Origin of the sequence: Anoxybacillus sp. PDR2, assembly GCF_009834045.1 — a bacterium.
GTDB lineage: Bacteria > Bacillota > Bacilli > Bacillales > Anoxybacillaceae > Anoxybacteroides > Anoxybacteroides rupiense.
This window is the reverse complement of the sequence record NZ_CP047158.1, coordinates 1599626-1619384: the sequence shown is the minus strand read 5'-3', so window position 1 is coordinate 1619384 and position 19759 is coordinate 1599626. Positions and strand designations below refer to the sequence as shown.

At 44.0% G+C, this 19759-nt stretch carries 12 protein-coding genes; 5 read left to right on the top strand and 7 right to left on the bottom strand.

All coding sequences use genetic code 11. The annotated features are described in order from the left end of the window. Positions 1-355: 355 nt before the first annotated feature. On the bottom strand, positions 356-2470 hold the full coding sequence (locus GRQ40_RS07805) for a GDYXXLXY domain-containing protein (RefSeq protein ID WP_066147536.1): 2115 nt from the start codon (positions 2468-2470) through the stop codon (positions 356-358). A 381-nt stretch (positions 2471-2851) separates the two neighbouring features. Between GRQ40_RS07805 and GRQ40_RS07800 the strand changes: the two genes are divergently transcribed. Continuing rightward, positions 2852-3781, top strand: a complete 930-nt coding sequence (locus GRQ40_RS07800) for an NAD-dependent epimerase/dehydratase family protein (protein ID WP_159719680.1) — start codon at positions 2852-2854, stop codon at positions 3779-3781. Between the two features lie 251 nt (positions 3782-4032). Here the strand turns inward: GRQ40_RS07800 and GRQ40_RS07795 are convergent, their stop codons facing one another. Both GRQ40_RS07795 and gltB read right to left on the bottom strand, forming a co-directional pair. Continuing rightward, entirely contained in the window at positions 4033-5514 is a 1482-nt protein-coding gene (locus GRQ40_RS07795; RefSeq protein WP_159719679.1) for a glutamate synthase subunit beta, read from the bottom strand. A gap of 40 nt (positions 5515-5554) precedes the next feature. After that, positions 5555-10117 carry a glutamate synthase large subunit gene (gene gltB, locus GRQ40_RS07790; protein ID WP_159719678.1) on the bottom strand — a complete coding sequence of 1521 codons (4563 nt, stop codon included), beginning with the start codon at positions 10115-10117 and terminating at the stop codon, positions 5555-5557. 132 nt (positions 10118-10249) lie between these two features. On the opposite strand from gltB, the gene GRQ40_RS07785 reads away from it, so the two are divergent. From GRQ40_RS07785 to GRQ40_RS07775, 3 genes are all read left to right on the top strand, one after another. Next, positions 10250-11152, top strand: a complete 903-nt coding sequence (locus tag GRQ40_RS07785; protein ID WP_159719677.1) for a glutamate biosynthesis transcriptional regulator GltC — start codon at positions 10250-10252, stop codon at positions 11150-11152. A 50-nt stretch (positions 11153-11202) separates the two neighbouring features. Continuing rightward, positions 11203-11358: a hypothetical protein gene (locus GRQ40_RS07780; protein WP_159719676.1), complete on the top strand. Its 156-nt coding sequence runs from the start codon at positions 11203-11205 to the stop codon at positions 11356-11358. Positions 11359-12198: 840 nt separating this feature from the next. Continuing rightward, positions 12199-13578: an amino acid permease gene (locus GRQ40_RS07775; RefSeq protein WP_159719675.1), complete on the top strand. Its 1380-nt coding sequence runs from the start codon at positions 12199-12201 to the stop codon at positions 13576-13578. 91 nt (positions 13579-13669) lie between these two features. Here GRQ40_RS07775 and GRQ40_RS07770 read toward each other — a convergent pair whose 3' ends face one another. The 4 genes from GRQ40_RS07770 to GRQ40_RS18735 form a co-directional block, all read right to left on the bottom strand. Then, complete coding sequence (locus GRQ40_RS07770; RefSeq protein WP_159719674.1) at positions 13670-15019, bottom strand: GntP family permease; 1350 nt, start codon at positions 15017-15019, stop codon at positions 13670-13672. 104 nt (positions 15020-15123) lie between these two features. Beyond that, positions 15124-16674 carry a gluconokinase gene (locus GRQ40_RS07765; RefSeq protein ID WP_159719673.1) on the bottom strand — a complete coding sequence of 517 codons (1551 nt, stop codon included), beginning with the start codon at positions 16672-16674 and terminating at the stop codon, positions 15124-15126. A 271-nt stretch (positions 16675-16945) separates the two neighbouring features. After that, positions 16946-17968 (bottom strand): LacI family DNA-binding transcriptional regulator, encoded by a 1023-nt coding sequence (locus GRQ40_RS07760; RefSeq protein ID WP_159719672.1) that lies wholly within the window; start codon positions 17966-17968, stop codon positions 16946-16948. A 494-nt stretch (positions 17969-18462) separates the two neighbouring features. After that, a complete protein-coding gene (locus tag GRQ40_RS18735; RefSeq protein ID WP_255357496.1) occupies positions 18463-18585 on the bottom strand; it encodes a hypothetical protein in 123 nt (40 codons plus the stop codon). An 87-nt stretch (positions 18586-18672) separates the two neighbouring features. On the opposite strand from GRQ40_RS18735, the gene GRQ40_RS07755 reads away from it, so the two are divergent. Next, positions 18673-19650, top strand: a complete 978-nt coding sequence (locus GRQ40_RS07755) for a LacI family DNA-binding transcriptional regulator (protein WP_159719671.1) — start codon at positions 18673-18675, stop codon at positions 19648-19650. Positions 19651-19759 lie beyond the last annotated feature (109 nt).

The window sequence follows — 19759 nt, the reverse complement described above, 5'->3', positions numbered from 1 at the left end:
TGCGCAGACGAGCTAGACTAGTGCCTATGATTGAAAGCATTTGTCGGCAATCTGAATTCGATCGTTTAACATTTGTTTGGATATGAAGTTGAGAACGTTTTTCTGCGGTCGGGCGAACCAAACAATACGGCTCACAGACGCCCTTATTGGTCTGCTGTCCGGCACTCTGTCACGCTTTGGCATAACGAAAACCAGCATGTTTTCCTCCCGATTGCAGCTCTCCAAAATGATGTGTTCCATCCTTCCGATGTCGTTAAATCCGCATAGAGGGTACGATAAACTCTTTCCTCCTTTCTCCTCATTACATCGTCAAATAAGTGGTAAGAAAAAAACATTCGGGGTTTCCCGAACGCTTTTAACGGTCACTAACACTCTCTAGCAAAGCATCGCCCGCTTGACTTACTCGGACATAGGCGTAACGAGCTCGCTGCTGCAGTTCTATTCCTGTTTTTTCTGGAACAAAAAAGGATTCAATTCCATAAATGATCGTATCTCCTTGCCACTTCCCATTGATGATGACTTCGCCCTTTTTCCGGATATACGACAAATCCTTTTTCCCGTTCATAACATATACGCGTGCAAAGCGGTAAACTCCTGCCTCATCTTTTTGCAAAATGAGTTGAACCTTTCCGTTCCCGCTCATTCCTTGAATCTGCGAAATTTCATAGCGCAGGCGAACATAATCACCCTGGAGTAAAGAGCGCGGATCCATCGGCATGAGCTCCAGCTTTACCACTTCTCCATTTCGCAAAAGCCTTTCTTTATCAAATACGGTATAGCCGATAAAAACGATTTGCAGCGCGATGATCATAAGCAAAGGAATCCATTTGCTGCGAACCCAACTTACTTGTTCGTTTGGCAGAAGATGTTTCTTTTTTTCTAAAAATATTGTACCTGCCAGCACGAGAATTCCAAAAATCAACAGACTTATGGCTTTGTCGAGAAGGCTCCATGCAAATTCGTAATATTTTAAAACAAGAAATAGCCACAAATAAAACCAAGCAATCCCTAATCCAATGGGCTCCTGTTGCTTCGATTGAAAAGCGATCCATCCTGCTGTGATGAATATCAATAAAAGATTCGCCAATACCACCCAAAGATCAAGAGCAAAAAAATCCATACTTGTTAATAATAAAAGAGACCCCATGCCTATAAAGAGAGACAAACGCTGAGTATGCTTCCGCTGGTGGGATGCCATATATAAAAACGCATTCAACAGGACAACGAATAAAAGAGCAAGGCGCAGCTTGTCGCTCCATTCTTCGACAATGAGCATTCCGAAAGCAGATAATGCTACATGAGTAAGGAGCTTAATCCCCGTTTTTTCTGATTTAAAGTATCCAACAAGCAGGACCAGAAAATAGGTTGTGACAATCCAAATGGAAATATCCATGGATGCAATCACACCAACTCCATAACCGATCGCAAGCAGCGTGCAGCGAACTACATCATTCCAGCTTTGCATAAGCATCCCTGGCAAAACAAACGCTCCGACGGATAAAGCAAATAATAGATTTGACGAGAAATGATGGGTCCAAAGCGAAAAAAGGCCCATAATACTTGAAATGGCAATAATGGAAGCAACGGCTGTGACAATAGCCTGAAACACAGCTAAAAAAGTGGTTCCAGCGTTTTCTTCCATTGCCCAATTTCTTAACCTTTTCAGCAAAAACAGACTTCCATAAACAATCCCCGCCGCCAACAGCAGACCTGCAAGCAAAACACCTTCTTGAAAATGCCGGGCCACAAATCGGAAATATTGGACAATCAAAAATCCTCCTGCAAATAAACTTGTGATAAGGACATAGGAGCGATGCTTAACAATCGCGAAAAAATAATAAAGAAACACGAGCAAAAGCAATGAATACACATAAGGCCACCACGTAAAGCTGCCTTCAGTCAAACCGGATCCGACAATCAAGAACAACCATCCTTGCATGGCCACATACAAAAGATAGGAAACAAAAGAAGAACGGTGGAGAAAAAAAACAGCTCCATTCACAGCTGCAAACACAAGCAGAAATAAAAAGGATACCCACTGATCTCTTTCAGTCTGATAAGAGGACGGAAAATAATAAAACCAAAAGGTTAGTTGCAGCAGCACAGCACTTAAGACGCGAAAGGGCTCATAACGAGTGATGAGCGCAAATACAGCACTTGGTATAAACCAAATGAAGAAAAGCCAAAAGCTATCCGCATGTGAATTATAAATTTGTCCTATCAGCGCAACAGAAACCCCAAATCCAATGGCTCCTGCCACAAACAGCCATTGGCTCAAAAAATCGTGGCGATTCATGACATAAGCCAACAAAATACTGATGCCATACAATAAACACATAACCCCTATACTTACTACTATCTTTTCCAATCGATCAAATCCTTGCCAATTAGCAGCAAAAAAATAAATAACAGAAGCCATCATCAGCCCGATTCCCATAAAATACCCGGCCTTTACAAGACGAAGGTTCATTGTCTCGCCTCTCTTTCTTCATTTATCATGGCTACATACCTTTCTTGACTCAGGTGTGTTGATGATCCAATAAAAACCAATTGACATTGTTTGAGGGAAGAGGCAGAAATCTTGTATCTAGCTAGATCATTTCATATTTTCAGTAAAATAATGGAGCATCAACACTTGTGTTCTTGATTTTATTATACCATAATGACACATATAAACCTTGTCCATTTATTGGGGTGCGACCTTCTTTTCCGCATAACCATACATTCGTTCCAATCATTTACAAGCAATCCTCAATACGTTATAATAAATTAACAGCATTTTAATTTTTTTCCTATCATAAACAATTATTAGAACAATGATTCTTCTCTAATCAGTCAAGGGAGTGAAACAATGAAAACGGCCGTTGTGTTTGGCGCTACTGGGGGAATGGGAAGCGCATTAGTCGAAGCCCTTATCAAACGTAAAATATATGTGATAGCGGTAGCCCGTTCAAAACCAACATTATTAGATAAACAGCAAAACTGGGGAAACCTCACAAGCATCCTGCCCGGCGATGCTATGAATCTCGAGGATGTCGAAGCCGCCGTAGCAAAAGGAGACATGGTCTTTCATGCTATCAATCTTCCCTATCAACATTGGGATCCTAATCTAGCGATTATTCTTTCAAACATTTTAGAAGCGTGCCGAATCTACAATAAACCGTTTGTTTACGTAGATAATATTTATTCATATGGTTTGCAATCTCAAAAAACAACCGAAGCGTCTCCTAAAAAACCGCATACAAAAAAAGGCAAACTGCGGTTAAAGCTGTTGGAGCAAATTGAACAATCTAGCATTCCATACCTAATCGTCCATTTTCCTGATTTTTACGGCCCCAACGCAGGAAACACCCTTCTTCATTTTACATTTCAGCAAATGCTAAAAAGGAAAATGGCTTTTTATGTTGGCGATCCTTCCATTCAAAGAGAATTTATTTACATTAAAGATGGAGCAGAAGCATTAGTAGAATTATCGCTGCGTCATGATTGTTTTTATCAATCATGGAATATACCAGGAGCCGGAACGATTTCCGGAAAAGAAATCGCTGAAATTGCCGGAGGCTATTTAAACGCTAACATCCGCATCAAACCCATCTACAAATGGATGATTCAACTTGTCGGGATGTTTAATCCCTTTATGAGAGAATATGCAGAAATGATGTATTTAAACGAAAAGCCGGTCATATTAGACGGCGGCAAATATGAAAAAACCGTCGGTCCGATTCCGCAAACTCCTTATGCAGTCGGCATTAAAGAAACGTTAAAGCATATGCAATCGTAGTTTTCTTCTATAACCAAACTCTTTATGAACCTCTCCCGCCTCCCCTTCGTTTCAAAACGGGAGATTTCTCGATAGATAAGTTCAAGGGAAGATGGGGCGGATGAACTAGAAACGAACACCGCCATCTGCTTGTTCGTTCGAACATTATCGTTTTTAGATTGGATTTATAGACTTGTGATTTAGGCACTCGACTATAAAAAACGGAAGGGACCTTGAAGATCTCTTCCGCTTTTTTAACATCATCTATACAATTACGGTAAATAGGTCACTCCCATTAAGAAACGGTCCACTTCTCTTGCTGCTTCCCGACCTTCATGAATGGCCCATACGACTAAGCTTTGACCGCGTCTCGCATCACCTGCAGCAAACACTCCCTCTACATTGGTTGTATATTGACCATAAGGAGCCTTCACTTTTTGATTGACGGTTTCGACGCCAAATTGCTGTAAAAGAGGCTGTTCAGTGCCTTCAAAGCCAATAGCAATAAACACTAAATCACACGGCCACACTTGTTCAGTCCCAGGAATTTCTTTAAATACCGCTCTTCCGCTTTCATCTGTGATTTTTTCCATTTGAATCGTATGCAGCTCTTTGACTTTGCCCTGTTCATCCCCAACAATTTTTTTCGTTTGAATGCAGTACTGCCGAGGATCTGCACCAAATTTCACTTTTGCTTCTTCATAGGCGTAGTCTAATGTAAACACAAGAGGAAACTGCGGCCAAGGATTATTTTCAGCGCGCTGTTGCGGTAAGGCCGGATGCTTGCCAAACTGAACGACGCTTTTACATTTCTGTCTTAGCGCCGTAGCCACACAGTCCGCCCCCGTATCTCCGCCGCCAATGACAATCACATGCTTATCGCGCGCATCAATCAAACCGTCATCGGTAAAGTTGGAATCAAGCAGGCTTTTGGTCGTTAATGTTAGATAGTCCATAGCAAAATGGATGCCTTCAAGCTCTCGGCCTTCAATGACCAGATCGCGTTGCTTTTGAGCGCCTGTACATAAAACGACCGCATCGTATTGTGAACGCAGTTCATCAGCTGTGATGTCTCTTCCTATCTCCGTATTCGTGATAAATGAAATTCCCTCTTCTTCTAAAAGGCGGACTCTTCGTTCCACGACTTCTTTTTCAAGCTTCATGTTTGGAATGCCATACATCAATAAACCACCGATGCGATCTGCTCGCTCATAAACCGTAACGGAATGCCCGGCTTGGTTTAACTGATCGGCGCAGGCTAGACCCGCCGGCCCCGATCCAACAATCGCCACCTTTTTCCCTGTCCGTTTTTTCGGAATCCTTGGCTGAATCCATCCTTCGGCAAACCCTTTATCAATAATAGCGCGTTCAATGCCTTTAATTGCCACAGCTGGATCTGAAATCGCCACCGTACAGGACCCTTCACACGGCGCAGGACATACCCTTCCTGTAAACTCTGGGAAATTATTTGTTTTTAAAAGGCGGTCTAATGCCTCCTTCCATCGGCCGCGGTAAACAAGATCATTCCATTCCGGAATCAAGTTATGAATCGGACATCCAGAGGTTAATCCGTTCCATTCCATGCCCATATGGCAGAAAGGGGTCCCGCAATCCATACAGCGGGCACCTTGTCTTGCCAACGTTTCATCAGAAAACGGAAATGTATATTCCTTCCAATCATCTAAGCGGGAAAGTGGCTGACGCTTCACTTCTTCTTCGCGCGCATACTCCATAAAGCCTGTTGCTTTGCCCATTGTCATTCCCCCTCCTTTTCCGCTGTGCAGAGGCTATCGCCTATTTTGCGATCGCCTCTAAATTTGCATGCTGAATGTCAATCGACTTTTTTTGCTTTGCCACCACTTCGAATGCCGTCAAAAGCGCTTTTTCCTTCGAGAGACCTGAACGTTCCATTTCTTCGATTGTTTCTATCATTAATTTGTAGTTTTTCGGGATGACTTTGATAAATTTCGCGACAAATTCCTCCCAATGAGCCAATACATGAGCGGCTCTTGGACTGCCGGTATATTGATAATGCTTCGTCATCATTTCTCGTACCCGCTTGATTTCTTCTTCATTTTCCAGCTTCTCAAACAATACCATTTCCTTGTTCGCTGTACGCATAAATTGTTCCGCGTAATCGGCCAATACATAGGCGATACCGCCAGACATTCCCGCCGCAAAATTTTTACCGACGGCCCCCAGTATGACAACACGCCCTCCTGTCATATATTCACAGCCATGATCGCCGATTCCTTCGACAACCGCATTCACGCCGCTATTTCTTACGCAGAATCGCTCTCCTGCCCGTCCGCGAATATAGGCTTCGCCGCTAGTGGCCCCATAAAACGCGACATTCCCGACTATAACGTTATCACCCGAAGAGAAAGCGGCTTCCTCTGGCGGAAGAACAATCACTTTTCCTCCAGAAAGCCCTTTTCCAATATAGTCATTGGCGTCACCGGTCAAGGTCATTGTCATTCCTGTTGGCACAAATGCCGCAAAGCTTTGACCAGCAGATCCATAAAAATGGAAGCGTATAGTATCTTCAGGAAGCCCTTCTTCGCCATAGCGCTTCGATATTTCGCTGCCGACAATCGCTCCAACTGTGCGATGGATATTTCGGATAGAAAGATGCTTCTCTGCTGGCTCCCCATTCTCTAGCGCTGAAGCAGCAACCGGCAACAGCTCATGACAATCAAGCGACTCTTCGATTTTATGGTATTGCGGTCGCGCAAAAGTACGCGGTCCATCCACTTGATAGAGCAATCGAGATAGATCAAGATGCTTGGCTTTCCAATGCTGCTTCATACGATCGCTCACTTTTAATACATCGACGCGTCCAACCATTTCATCGATGGTCCGAAAACCGAGCTCTGCCATCATTTCTCTTACTTCTTGAGCGATGAAATACATAAAATTCACAACATGCTCTGGTTTTCCCATAAATTTTTCGCGCAGTTCCGGATTTTGCGTAGCCACCCCAACCGGACATGTATCTAAATGACAGACTCTCATCATGATACAGCCGAGAACCACCAGCGGCGCTGTAGCAAATCCAAATTCTTCAGCACCGAAAAGAGCAGCCATCACCACATCGCGACCTGTCATCAGCTTGCCGTCTGTTTCCAAAACAACGCGGTCGCGCAGACCATTTAACATGAGCGTTTGATGCGTTTCAGCAAGCCCCAGCTCCCACGGAAGGCCTGCATGCTTAATACTTGTTTTCGGCGACGCTCCTGTACCGCCATCATAGCCGCTAATAACAATGACATCGGCCGCCCCTTTAGCCACACCTGCCGCAATCGTTCCCACTCCAGCCTTCGAAACAAGTTTGACGCTAATACGCGCTTTTCGATTCGCGTTTTTTAAGTCATAAATAAGCTGAGCTAAGTCTTCGATTGAATAAATATCATGATGTGGAGGTGGAGAGATTAGCTCAACTCCCGGCGTAGAACCGCGAACCTTGCCGATCCAAGGATACACTTTGTTTCCTGGCAGTTGTCCTCCTTCGCCAGGCTTTGCTCCTTGTGCCATTTTGATTTGCAGCTCATCCGCATGAACTAAGTAATGGCTTTTCACCCCAAAACGGCCTGAAGCGATTTGCTTAATGGCACTTTTGCGAAGATCGCCGTTTTCATCAGAAACGTATCGGCTTGGGTCCTCTCCGCCTTCACCGCTATTGCTTTTCCCGCCAATGCGGTTCATCGCGATCGCCAGCGCTTCATGAGCTTCCTGGCTCAATGAGCCATAGGACATCGCTCCTGTTTTAAAGCGGCGCACGATCGACTCTACCGGCTCTACTTCTTCGATTGGAACCGGTTTTCTCGTTTTATCAAATTCGAACAAATTTCGCAAAAATGTCATGCGTTCTTCATTTGCCATTTTGCTATATTCCTTAAAGAGCTGATAGTCGTTTTTTCGGCAAGCCCATTGAAGCGTATGAATCGTCTTTGGATTAAACGCATGATGCTCACCGTTTCTTCGCCACTGGAACTCGCTGCCCGAATCCAGTGTCGCTTCCCGTTCCGTTGACTGGAATGCTCGCTCATGGCGCAATTTCGTTTCTAATGCAATCTCATTTAGCCCGATTCCACCGATTTGTGAGGCGGTTCCAGTAAAATACTGATTTATCACTTCTTCGCCGATGCCGACCGCTTCAAAAATTTGTGCTCCCCGATAACTTTGCACAGTCGAAATCCCCATTTTCGACATAACCTTGACCACACCATCTGTCGCTGCTTTTTTATATTTGCTCACCGCATCCTTGTAAGAATAAGCAAGCACTTCTTTTTGGATCGCGTCGCGAATCGTTTCTAAAGCCAAATAAGGATTCACTGCATCAGCCCCATATCCGATCAAGGCCGCAAAATGATGAACCTCTCGCGCTTCCCCGCATTCGATGATAATGCTTGCATTCGTGCGCGTTCCTTTGCGAATTAAATGCTGATGAAGTGCACTCACCGCCAAAAGCGGCGGAATAGCGATATGCTGCTCATCCATGCCGCGATCAGAGAGAATAAGAAGCGTTTTTCCTTCTCTTATGGCAGCATCCGCTGCTTCACAAAGCTGATCGAGTGCCTGTTTTAAATGATCTGTGAATAATGACGGCAGCACAGCACAGCGAAACTCTGGGTACGGATTCGCTTTAAGCGCAGCAAGCTCTTCATTCAAAAGAATCGGAGAGTCTAAGCGGATGCGGCGGGCCGCTGATGCATCCGGATGAAGAATATTTCCTTCTTTTCCGAGGAGTGTCATCGTGGAGGTGACGATGTATTCACGAAGCGAATCGATCGGCGGATTCGTCACTTGCGCAAACAGCTGCTTAAAGTAGTTAAACAAGCTTTGCGGTTGATCTGATAACACCGCAAGCGGCGTGTCATTCCCCATAGCTCCGACAGGATCCTTCCCATCTTTGATCATTGTGAAAATCGTCTTTTCCACATCTTCGTGTGTATAGCCAAACGCCTTCTGCTTGACAACCAGCTCCTCCACCTGCTCCATTTGCTCTGGAATTGGCAAGTCTTCCAACGATATCAACTGTTCTTGAAGCCATTGCCGATACGGCTGCTCTTTGGCAATTTCTGCTTTGACCTCCTCATCGGAAATAATTCTTCCCTCTTCCAAATCGATTAACAGCATTTTTCCTGGGCTCAGACGATCTTTATACAAAATGTTTTCCGGTTCTAATTCAATCACTCCTACTTCTGACGAAAGAACGATGTAATCATCTTTTGTGACATAATAACGGGCTGGTCTCAACCCATTGCGATCTAAAATCGCCCCGATCTGTTTCCCGTCTGTAAACACAATGGCGGTAGGTCCATCCCACGGCTCCATTAAACAGCTATAATATTCATAAAATGCTTTTTTCTCGTCATCCATCTCATGATCCCAAAACCACGGCTCTGGAATCAGCATCATCGCCGCATGTGCCGGCTTTTTGCCCGCTAGAACAAAAAATTCAAATGCGTTATCTAAAATGGATGAGTCGCTGCCATTCATATCTAAAATCGGAGTGATTTTCGCTAAATCATCGCCAAAAAGCTCGGAGACAAATTGTTTTTCTCGCGCTGCCATCCAATTGATATTCCCGCGCAACGTGTTAATCTCACCATTATGAATCAAATAACGGTTTGGATGGGCTCTTTCCCAGCTTGGGAACGTATTGGTGCTGAAGCGAGAATGCACAAGGGCAAAGGCCGATTGAAACCGTTCGTCTTGAAGATCAACATAGAACTCATCAAGCTGATCCGGAGTTAACAAGCCTTTATAAACAATGGTGCGGCTCGATAAGCTAGCGAAATAAAATTCGCTGTCAGAAATCAGCTTTTCCGCTTGCTTGCGTATGATATACAGCTTTCTTTCAAAAGAAAGCTGATCGACAAGATCACGGCTCGCTTCAATAAATACTTGGCGGATGTACGGCTTTGTCTGCTCAGCCTTTTTTCCGAGTTTTCTGATATCCACGGGTACCGTCCGCCATCCTAATAATGTTTGTCCTTCATTTTGAATGATCTCATTAATTTTATGTTCATAATCGATCCGTTCCTGCTCGTTTTCCGGCAAAAATACCATCCCAACACCATATCTACCTTTTTCAGGAAGGTGCATTTTCCCACAAACCTGTCGAAAATAATCGTGCGGAATTTGTACCATAATGCCTGCGCCGTCTCCTGTTTCTGGATCGCTTCCTTGCCCGCCGCGATGCTCAAGCTGGCGCAGCATATGAAGTCCTTTTTTTATAATATCATGGGACGGCTTTCCTTTAAGATGGGCATATAAGCCGATGCCACACGCGTCATGTTCAAATTCAGGACGGTAGAGACCTTGTGCTTGCGGTAATCCGTAATGTTTCATTTGTCTTCTCCCCCATTCCTTTTACCGATAAAGTCTGTTATTGTAATTTTAGTTTCCAAAAATGATATAAACAATATATAATTCAGATTAAATCAATCTCATTTTGAGATAAATGAGAAGGAGAGAACAAAAATGGAGCTAAGGCAGCTAAAATACTTTGTTGAAGTCGCCAAGCGCGAACACGTATCAGAAACCGCTGAAGTGCTTCATGTCGCCCAATCCGCCATCAGCCGCCAAATCGCTAATTTAGAGGCTGAGCTCGGCGTCCAACTGTTTGAACGGGACGGGAGAAATGTGAGGCTTACTCCGGTTGGCCGTTACTTTCTTCCGCATGCTGAAACGGTGCTGCGAGCAGTCGACCATGCCAAGCAGCAAATCGATGAATATTTAGATCCAGAGCAAGGAACAATTAAAATTGGCTTCCCTTCTAGCTTGGCAAGTCACACCATGCCAATGGTGATCTCCGCCTTCAAAGAGCGGCATCCAAACGTAAAATTTCATTTGCGTCAAGGATCTTATCGATTTTTAATTGAAGCCGTGAAAAAAAGAGAGATCGATCTTGCCTTCCTCGGACCTGTCCCGACCGAGGAAAAAGGAATCAAAAAAGAGATTCTATTTATTGAATCTTTTGCCGTGCTGCTGCCGCAAAATCACCGGTTTGCAAAAAAAGAAAGCCTGCTGCTGAATGAACTGCGCCACGAGCCGTTTGTTACTTTTCCAGCCGGTTACATTTTGCATAAAATTGTGCTTGATGCTTGTAAGCAGGCTGGATTTTCGCCAATCATCTCATCTGAGGGAGAAGATTTAGATGCCATTAAAGGGCTTGTGTCTGCCGGCATTGGCGTCACCCTGCTTCCTGAGAATACATTTTATGATACAATGCCGCGCTTTACCGTGAAAATTCCGATTTCCATGCCTGACGTCAAACGAAATGTCGGCATTATTCTTTCTGATTATCACGAGCCGGCGCCATCTGTAAAAGTATTTTATGAGTTTGTGAAACAATTTTTCGCCGTTTTAGAGCGATATAAATAATTGGTAAAAAAATACAAAAATGCTATAATAAACATAAGGAGGGGTTGAGAATGGAACTTTTTATCGGAGCAGTTCTTTTGTTGTCTGGAGCGGTTGTCATCATGAACTTTTTAGGAAGCTCTCCTAGCCTAAAAAAACGTGATGAACACAATCAAAGCAAACCAATGGATGATTCGATCTATCCATCCCATCCATCAGGCCTGTAAACGAACCTAACCACACCTATAAGAAGACCCATTCCAAAGCAGAATCCCCATTTTTTCAACGGTCGGAAGAAAGCCTCCGACCGTTGAAAAGGCGCAAACTTCATATTAAAGGTTACGTTTCTCATTATTTTCGTGACGGTTCCCGCCCTTTTTTTTCCTTCATTATATATAAACACATCCGTAAAGGGAGCGAACGGACTCTAAAAAATCGATACAATCTCCAAGCTCCTGACCTGAAAAGTTCTATTTCTCCACAAAGATAAAAGATTCTTTCCATTCCCCCCGTGATCATGACATTTTTTCAGCAGTAAGATCTAAGCATAAATTAATATAGAAGCTACGATATAAAGATTGAACGAATCCCATCTGTAAAAAACGCGATTGCAAGGCCAGTCAGCCACTTGCCTTTTCGTTGCACCTGCGCATGATGAAAACAACCGTCGCACTCCATATCCATGCCACCGCTACTATATATAATATAAAACCAACCACCTTCCCGTTTTTTAAATGCTTGCTTTTATCGTATTTTATTTTTATATAGATGTCCGTTCATTCTCAGGATCCACACACGATTTTCTCTGATGCTTTTGGTTCATTGTCGCTTTTCATTTATGTCCATTTTTTAATGCCGATTTATATGGTTGCATGTGATGTTCAACTAGCACCATTGGTATCTCTATCCTTCTATTGACAAAGCAAATCAAACTATTATATTCTAGTAACATATTTTTTACTTAAACGCATAAAAGCATAAAAGCGTTTAAGTATTAAAGATCCAGAAAAAATTCTTGAACCTATCGCTCATTTTTTGCAGCAAAAAAGAAGAAAGGAAGGAACAGCATGGAAAATCGTCAGCAAGACTTAAAGCGGGGACTGCTGCCTAGGCATGTCCAATTTATTGCTTTAGCTGGAATGATTGGCACCGGCATCTTTAAAGGCAGTTCAGACACGCTATCAATCGCGGGACCTGGGGTTGTTTTTGCTTATTTATTAGGGGGCTTGCTTTTATTTATCGTCATGTCGGCATTAGCGGAAATGGCCATCGCCCATCCAAACTCAAATGTTCAGCACCTGATAGATAAGGCGTTTGGCTTTCATGTCTCTTTTATTGCGGGCTGGCTCTACTGGATCAACTGGACGATTGTTATCATCGTTGAAATTTTAGCAGCAGGCAGCTTTCTGCAATATTGGTTTCCAGCCATTCCGCTATGGCTTTTAAGCTTGCTTTGCGCCAGCTTCATTTTCGCCATTAACTTTGTTCAAGTGAAATATTATGGAGAAATTGAGTTTTGGTTTGCCGCCATTAAAATTTTGGCGTTAACCGCCTTTATTGTTTTGGGCTGTTTGCTGTTAACAAACATCATCCCAGGACAAACAATCGATGCGCTCTCTCATTACACGGATCACGGCGGCTTTTTCCCTCACGGAATAACAGGGGTGCTAAGTGCCCTCTTAGTGGTGATGTTCTCATATGGCGGTGCGGAGTTAATCGGCGTCGCCGTGACAGAAACAAAAAATGCGGAACAAGTGCTGCCAAAAGTAGTGAAAGGAACGATGTGGCGAGTGATTTTGTTTTATATGCTCCCTATGCTTATTATTTGCGGTTTAATGCCGTGGGATAAAGTGACAGGCGAAAACAGTCCATTTGTCCAAGTATTAGATATGACCGGGTTGCCAGGAGCGGCCCATATTATGAACTTTGTTTTAGTGACAGCTGTTCTATCAGCGGCGAACTCGGGAGTATATGCAACTTCGAGAATGTTATATTCAATGGCACAAAACGGCGAAGCGCCAAAAGCTTTATTAAAAGTAAATAAGCAAGGGGTACCCATTATTGGGCTCACGATTGCAGCCATCTGTATTATCATCGGTTTATTTTTGGCTTATATCGCTCCCGGACAAATTATCAGTTATTTATTGAGCATTCCTGGATTTACTGTTCTTTTATTATGGATCGGTATTTGCTTGGCCCAGTTAAAGCTGCGGTTTCGTTATCAACAAATCCCGGCATTTCATGTCAAGGGATTCCCGTACTTAACTAGTTTTGCCGCATTGTCTTTATCTTCCATTTTCATTTCTTTTCTGTTTAATCAAAACAATTGGATCGGTTCAGCGGTTTGCCTTGTAACGCTTTGTCTGCTTATTTTATTCTCTTTTATAGTCAAAGCAAAAACGAAACAGTCCAACAAACCAAACAACCGCTCGGCCGCCAATCTTTAAAAAATGAACCACTTGAACAGCAAGAGGCCAGTCATTGACTGGCCTCTTCATTATGCCATTCCCTTTAGAGTCCGGCTTGTTTATAGGTAAGTTAAACAATCAGATTTAATAATGCGAGCAATCCTAATGCTACCACCGAAATGATGGTCTCAAGAGCGGTCCACGTCATCAGCGTCTCTTTGACGGTCATGCCAAAATATTCCTTAATCATCCAGAATCCCGAGTCATTGACATGTGACAAAATGAGGGAGCCAGCGCCTGTCGCCAGCACAAGAAGCTCCATATGAGTTCCTGGAATACTGGAAGCAATCGGCGCCACAATGCCGGCAGCAGTCATCATGGAAACTGTAGCCGATCCTGTGGCAATGCGAATAAGCACCGCAATCCCCCAGCCTAGCAATAGCGGCGAAATATGCGAATGCTGAGCCGCTTCCGCAATTTGTGTGCCGATTCCCGAATCAAGCAACACCTTGTTAAATGCTCCGCCAGCGCCAATGACAAGCAAAATATTGGCCACGGGACCAAGGCAGTCGTTCGCTAGCTTTAACACTTTATCACGCTTCCATCCGCGTGCATATCCAAGGCTAAAGAAAGAGTAAACGGTTGCAATCAATAAAGCAACGATCGGGTCGCCAATAAAGCGGATCACCTTCGCGGCTTCTGTCTCCTGGTCGAAGGCAACATTGGCGATCGAGGCCATCAACATTAAAAGAACTGGCAGCAAAATCGTAAACAGTGTGTTTGCGAAGCTTGGAAGTTCCTTCGCTTCATGATGCAGCACCAACTGCTCAGCCATTTCATCCGGCACTTTCTTATGCAGGCGCGCACCGATCCATTTTCCAAACAACGGCCCTGCAATAATGGCTGTTGGTAATCCAACAATGAATGAATACAAAATGGTTAAGCCAACATCTGCTTGAAAGATGCCAACCGCAGCCATCGCAGCCGGGTGCGGCGGAACGAGCCCATGTACAACCGATAATCCCGCAACAAGCGGAACACCAACAGTAATAAGCGAGATGCCCGTTTCCATGGCAATCGTAAATACAAGCGGAACTAATAGCACAAATCCCACTTGGAAAAATACCGGAATCCCCACTAAAAAAGCGACAACCATCATGGCCCAATGCACTCTTTTTTGTCCAAAGCGCTGAATGAGCGTCTTGGCAATTCGTTCTGCCCCTCCTGACTCTGCCATCATTTTTCCGAGCATCGTTCCAAGCGCTAACACAATTGCCAAAAATCCAAGAGTGTTGCCAAGCCCTGCTTTAATCGAATCGATAATACCAGGCACTTCATCGGAAGGAGCAATGAGGGGCATCCCCATCGCTAGACCAACACCAACTGCGGTCAATATTAACGCAACAAACGGATGAAGCTTTGCAACAGTAATTAAAAGAAGCAAAATGACAATCGCCGCAATCACAATAACTATTCCCATCCCCTTATCCTCCTGTTCAACTAAATCGGTTTAGTTTTCATGAATCATAAAGAATGCACCTATTCGGCTTGAGTTTGATCATCCGATCGTTGTCAACATCTATCCTATTTTCGTGAATATTTTGCTTGAAATGCGCTAAGCGCGTCAAATTCATCTTTCAATCGCTGGTACAACCGCTCATATAAATCAAATAACTCTAAATAAACTGCTGTATTTTTCTCGTTCGGAACATGGGTCGCTTGAATATGAACCCACTGCTTAACCTCTTCCAATGACGAAAGGTCGCCAAGCGCATAAAGCGCCATAACCGCCGCTCCCAGCGCTGACGCTTCGTGCGTTTCCGGAACAAGCAGCTCTTTCCCCAGCATATCGGAGAGCATTTGCCGCCAAAATGCCGATTTTGCAAACCCGCCTGATACGCGTATCTCCGACAGCGAACCGGTCACATCGCGGATGGCTAGAACGACAGAAAGGATGCTCAGACACACGCCCTCCATCACCGCACGAATAAAATGCTCGCGCTTATGATGAAGACTAATTCCAAAGAAGGTTCCTCGCGCCTTCGCATTCCAATATGGCGCCCGTTCTCCCGAGAGAAACGGAAGAAATACTAACCCTTCTGAGCCTGCCGGGACGGTTTCGGCATACTGTGTCAAAAGATCATATGGATCCATTCCCAGCTTTTTAGCCACCTCTCGTTCCTGACCGCCAAACTCATCGCGCAGCCATCTTAACAAAATTCCTCCATTATTAGTTGGCCCGCCGACGATCCAATGATGATCGGTCAGCGCATAACAAAATGTCCGCCCTCTTAAATCTGTTTTTGGCACAGAGGAAATCGTACGTACAGCACCGCTTGTCCCGATCGTAATCGCCGCTTCTCCAGGAGAAACGGCCCCTACTCCAACGTTGGCAAGTACCCCGTCACTCGCCCCGATCACGGCAGGGATTCCTTGGTCTACTCCCATTTGTTCTGCCCATTCTTTTTTCATTCCTTGCAAAATATAAGTTACTGGAACAGGGCGGGATAAATGCTGTTTCGTCACTCCGAGCAAATGTAGAACACCGTCGTCCCAGTCCAATGTGTCAAGATGGAAAAGCCCGGTTGCGGAGGCGGTCGAATAATCTACAACGTATTGTTCATATAGCCGATAAATAACATATTCCTTAATCGATACAAATTTATGGGCCTGCCGAAATAATGGCGGCTGCTCTTCTTTCATCCAAAGCAATTTAGGCAAAGGAGACATCGGATGGACAGGCGTTCCTGTCCGTTGATAAATCTCTAATCCTTTCATTTCATCCAACAGCCTCTCCGACTGCGCAGCGCTTCGATTATCTGCCCAGATTAAACAGCGCGTCAAAGGAATCCCTTGTTCATCTAGGGCAATCAGCGAATGCATCGCCGCGCTAAATCCTAAAGCTTTAACTTGAGCAGGCCGAATACCCGCTTTTTTTATGGCAGCGTTTACACTTCGGACAACGGCAGAAAAAATGAGGTCAGGATCCTGCTCTGCCCAGCCGGGATGCGGTTGTATAATAGGATAATCAAATGAAGCGGATGAAACGACTTGGCCAAATTCGCCAAATACCACCGCTTTTGTACTTGTTGTGCCAATATCGACTCCGATGACGACATTTCTGCTGTTGTTCACGGTCACCCGCTCCTTTTTCTTGTCTGTTCTCTATAAGATGGATTGATTTAAACGTATCTGTATGCATCCGTATAAGGAAAACAACCGCCAAAAACAGTTGAAGCTCCGTCATGCAAATGTTCACATGTGAAGTTACGTCCACATAGCAATGATAGAATGACAGATTTTTTTCCATTGCTTCGTGGAATCACAAGTTGGTAGCCATACACTAAGATCAAAATGCCTGATCAGCCCCAAACATACTCGATTGCTTCCATTTGTCCTCAGGTTGTCATAGGTTTGAACGCCATGACACAGACTGGCGTTTTTTCAGCACGGGCTCCAACCGTAAAATTTGCGGCTCTTTTTCTTCATTGTTGCGCTCTATCTTTTGAAACAACCGTTCCGCTGCTTTCCTTCCCATTTCAAACGCTGGTTGGGCAATTGTCGTTAAAGTTGGGGTATAAATGGAAGCAAACGGTACATCGTCAATGCTAATAAGAGCGATGTCATGCGGAATACGGAGCTGATTTTCTTGGACAAAATGCAGTACCTCCATCAATGTTAAATCATTAATCGCAAACAACGCTTGCGGCGGACAGCCAGACCGAAAAAGCTTCGTCAGCCCTTCCTTGATGCAAGGGATCTCCAGATTCACGATGTACTCATCCATCACCTGTAGTCCTCTCGCCTTTACAGCTAGCTTAAAGCCTTCCACCCTCTCCGTTCTTGGAATGTTATACGATACAAGCGGCGGGGTTACGATTCCAATCCGTTCGTATCCTACATCAGCCAAATGATCCACCGCAAGTTTAGCTGCTTTATAGTTATCCAAGAGAACCGCATCCACAGGCAGATCGGGAACCATGCGATCGACAAATACAAGCGGAAACGATTCATTGACCATCTTTTCATACCATTCATAGTTTCTTCCTGTCGGAAAAATAATTAATCCATCAACTTGCTTGGCTCTTAGCATTTCAATATACTTTTTTTCTTTCTCCGGATCATCATCGGTGTTGCATACAATGACATGAAAATCCCGTTCTTGGCATACGTCTTCAATCGCCCGAAGCACCTGTGTTGTTAGCATATGTAAAATATTAAAAACAATGACACCGATCGTAGAAGTGGATTTTTGCTTTAGGCTCCGTGCGACAAAGTTCGGTTGATAGCCAAGTTCTTCAATCGCTTGCGCAATACGTTTTTTCGTCTCTTCACTCATATATTCATAACGCTTATTTAAATACTGGGAAACTGTACTTTTGGAAACATTCGCTGCTTTGGCCACGTCAGCCATTGTAATTTTTTGCAAGGATATCCCTACTTTCCTACTACTAAATCGATTTAGTAAACAAGCAAAATAAACAAATTATTTTATAAACCGGTTTAGTTAAATTATATATCATTTGAAAGCGCTTTTACAACTACTTTTTCGCAAACTTAAGATACAGAGTATAGAAACTCATACAGACAGAGCGCATTAGACAAACCTTTGTCAGGCGAATACGTGATTTTGCTTTTTTTCAATCAATCGAATGATCTCCTATTACCGAAAAAACGATTTTTTATAGAACACCATCCGGCGATGAACCGAAACAATCACACGTCTCCTAAGTCGAATACGATAAAAAACCGTTTAAGTCTAATCTATTTTATTTGATGAACCTGTCTCACTAAATGATTGGATAGATCAAAACAGAACATAGATTGGTAATTTTCTGTTTTTTCTCCTACTTGTCCGTTTTCTTTTTTATCATCTAAATCAGAAACAAAGCGTTCCCTGAAAGAAGATAGGGAACGCTTTGTTTAGCGGAAAAACGCATGAAAAGGGTCTTCCTCTTCTTGTTTGGGTGCTTCTCGTAAGGCTAAGTGCGCGCCGGCTAGCTCTACAGCACATAAAACGATATAAAACAAAAATCCTAGCAACATGATTTCCTCCTTTATGTTATGGTTAAAATGACAATAATTTATGAAATGCGTTTCAATGCAATAGTTTTTTTGAGGGAAGGGAAGACAATGGCAAACATTCGAGAAATCGCTAAACTAGCAGGAGTTTCTGTCGCTACGGTATCGCGTGTATTAAATCATTATCCTTATGTAAAGGAAGAAAAACGGCAAGCGGTCTGGAAAGCGGTCGAGAAGTTAAACTATACAAAAAATATCAATGCTGTTCATTTAGCAAAAGGAAAAACATCGATTATCGGCGTGATTCTGCCGTATGTCAACCACCCATACTTCAGTTCAATTGTGGACGGTATTTCACAAGAGGCGCTCCGCCATGGTTATCATTTTCTTCTGTTTCAGACGAATTATGACGTGCAAAAGGAACTGGAAGCGCTTGAGATGCTGCGAGTGAAACAAGTCGACGGACTGATTATTTGTTCCCGCACAATCAGTTGGGAGATGCTTAAGCTGTACCAAGAAGACGGCCCGATCATCTTATGCGAAGATGCCAAGAGCTGCGAAATGTCGTCCGTGTCCATCGATCATTATGAGGCATTTATGTTGGGGATGAACTATTTGATTGCAAAGGGGCATCGAAAAATTGGCTATTGTATCGGCCGTACGTCAGGCACAAATAGTGAACGGCGAGACGCTGCTTATCGGGATGCCTTACAAAATATCGATGCATCTCCAAGAGAAGAATGGATTTTTGATCATTGTCTCGAAATCGCGGACGGGGCGCGCATTGTCAAAGCACTTCTTTCGATGGAAGACAAGCCGACTGCGCTGCTTGTCGCAAGCGATCAGGTGGCAGCTGGCATCGTGTTGTGGGGGCAAAAAAATGGTTTGCAGGTACCAGAAAACTTGGCGATTGTCAGTTTTGACAATCATCCGATCGCTGAAGCGCTCGGCATTACCACAGTGGACTTGCCTTTGCTATCGATGGGGCAAAAAGCGTTCCAACTCATACACGACTGTTTCATCGGCAAAACAACGATCAACAAAAATGAGCAATTGCCCGTCCGCCTTATCGAACGATTCTCGGTGTAGGGTAGCGTTCAGCAGCGCCCCCTTATAAACGTAACCATCTCGAATCCGCTTTGGGTGGTCTTGGGCTTGCTTATTCTCTCTTGATTCTTTTACGTTATGGTTCAACGAG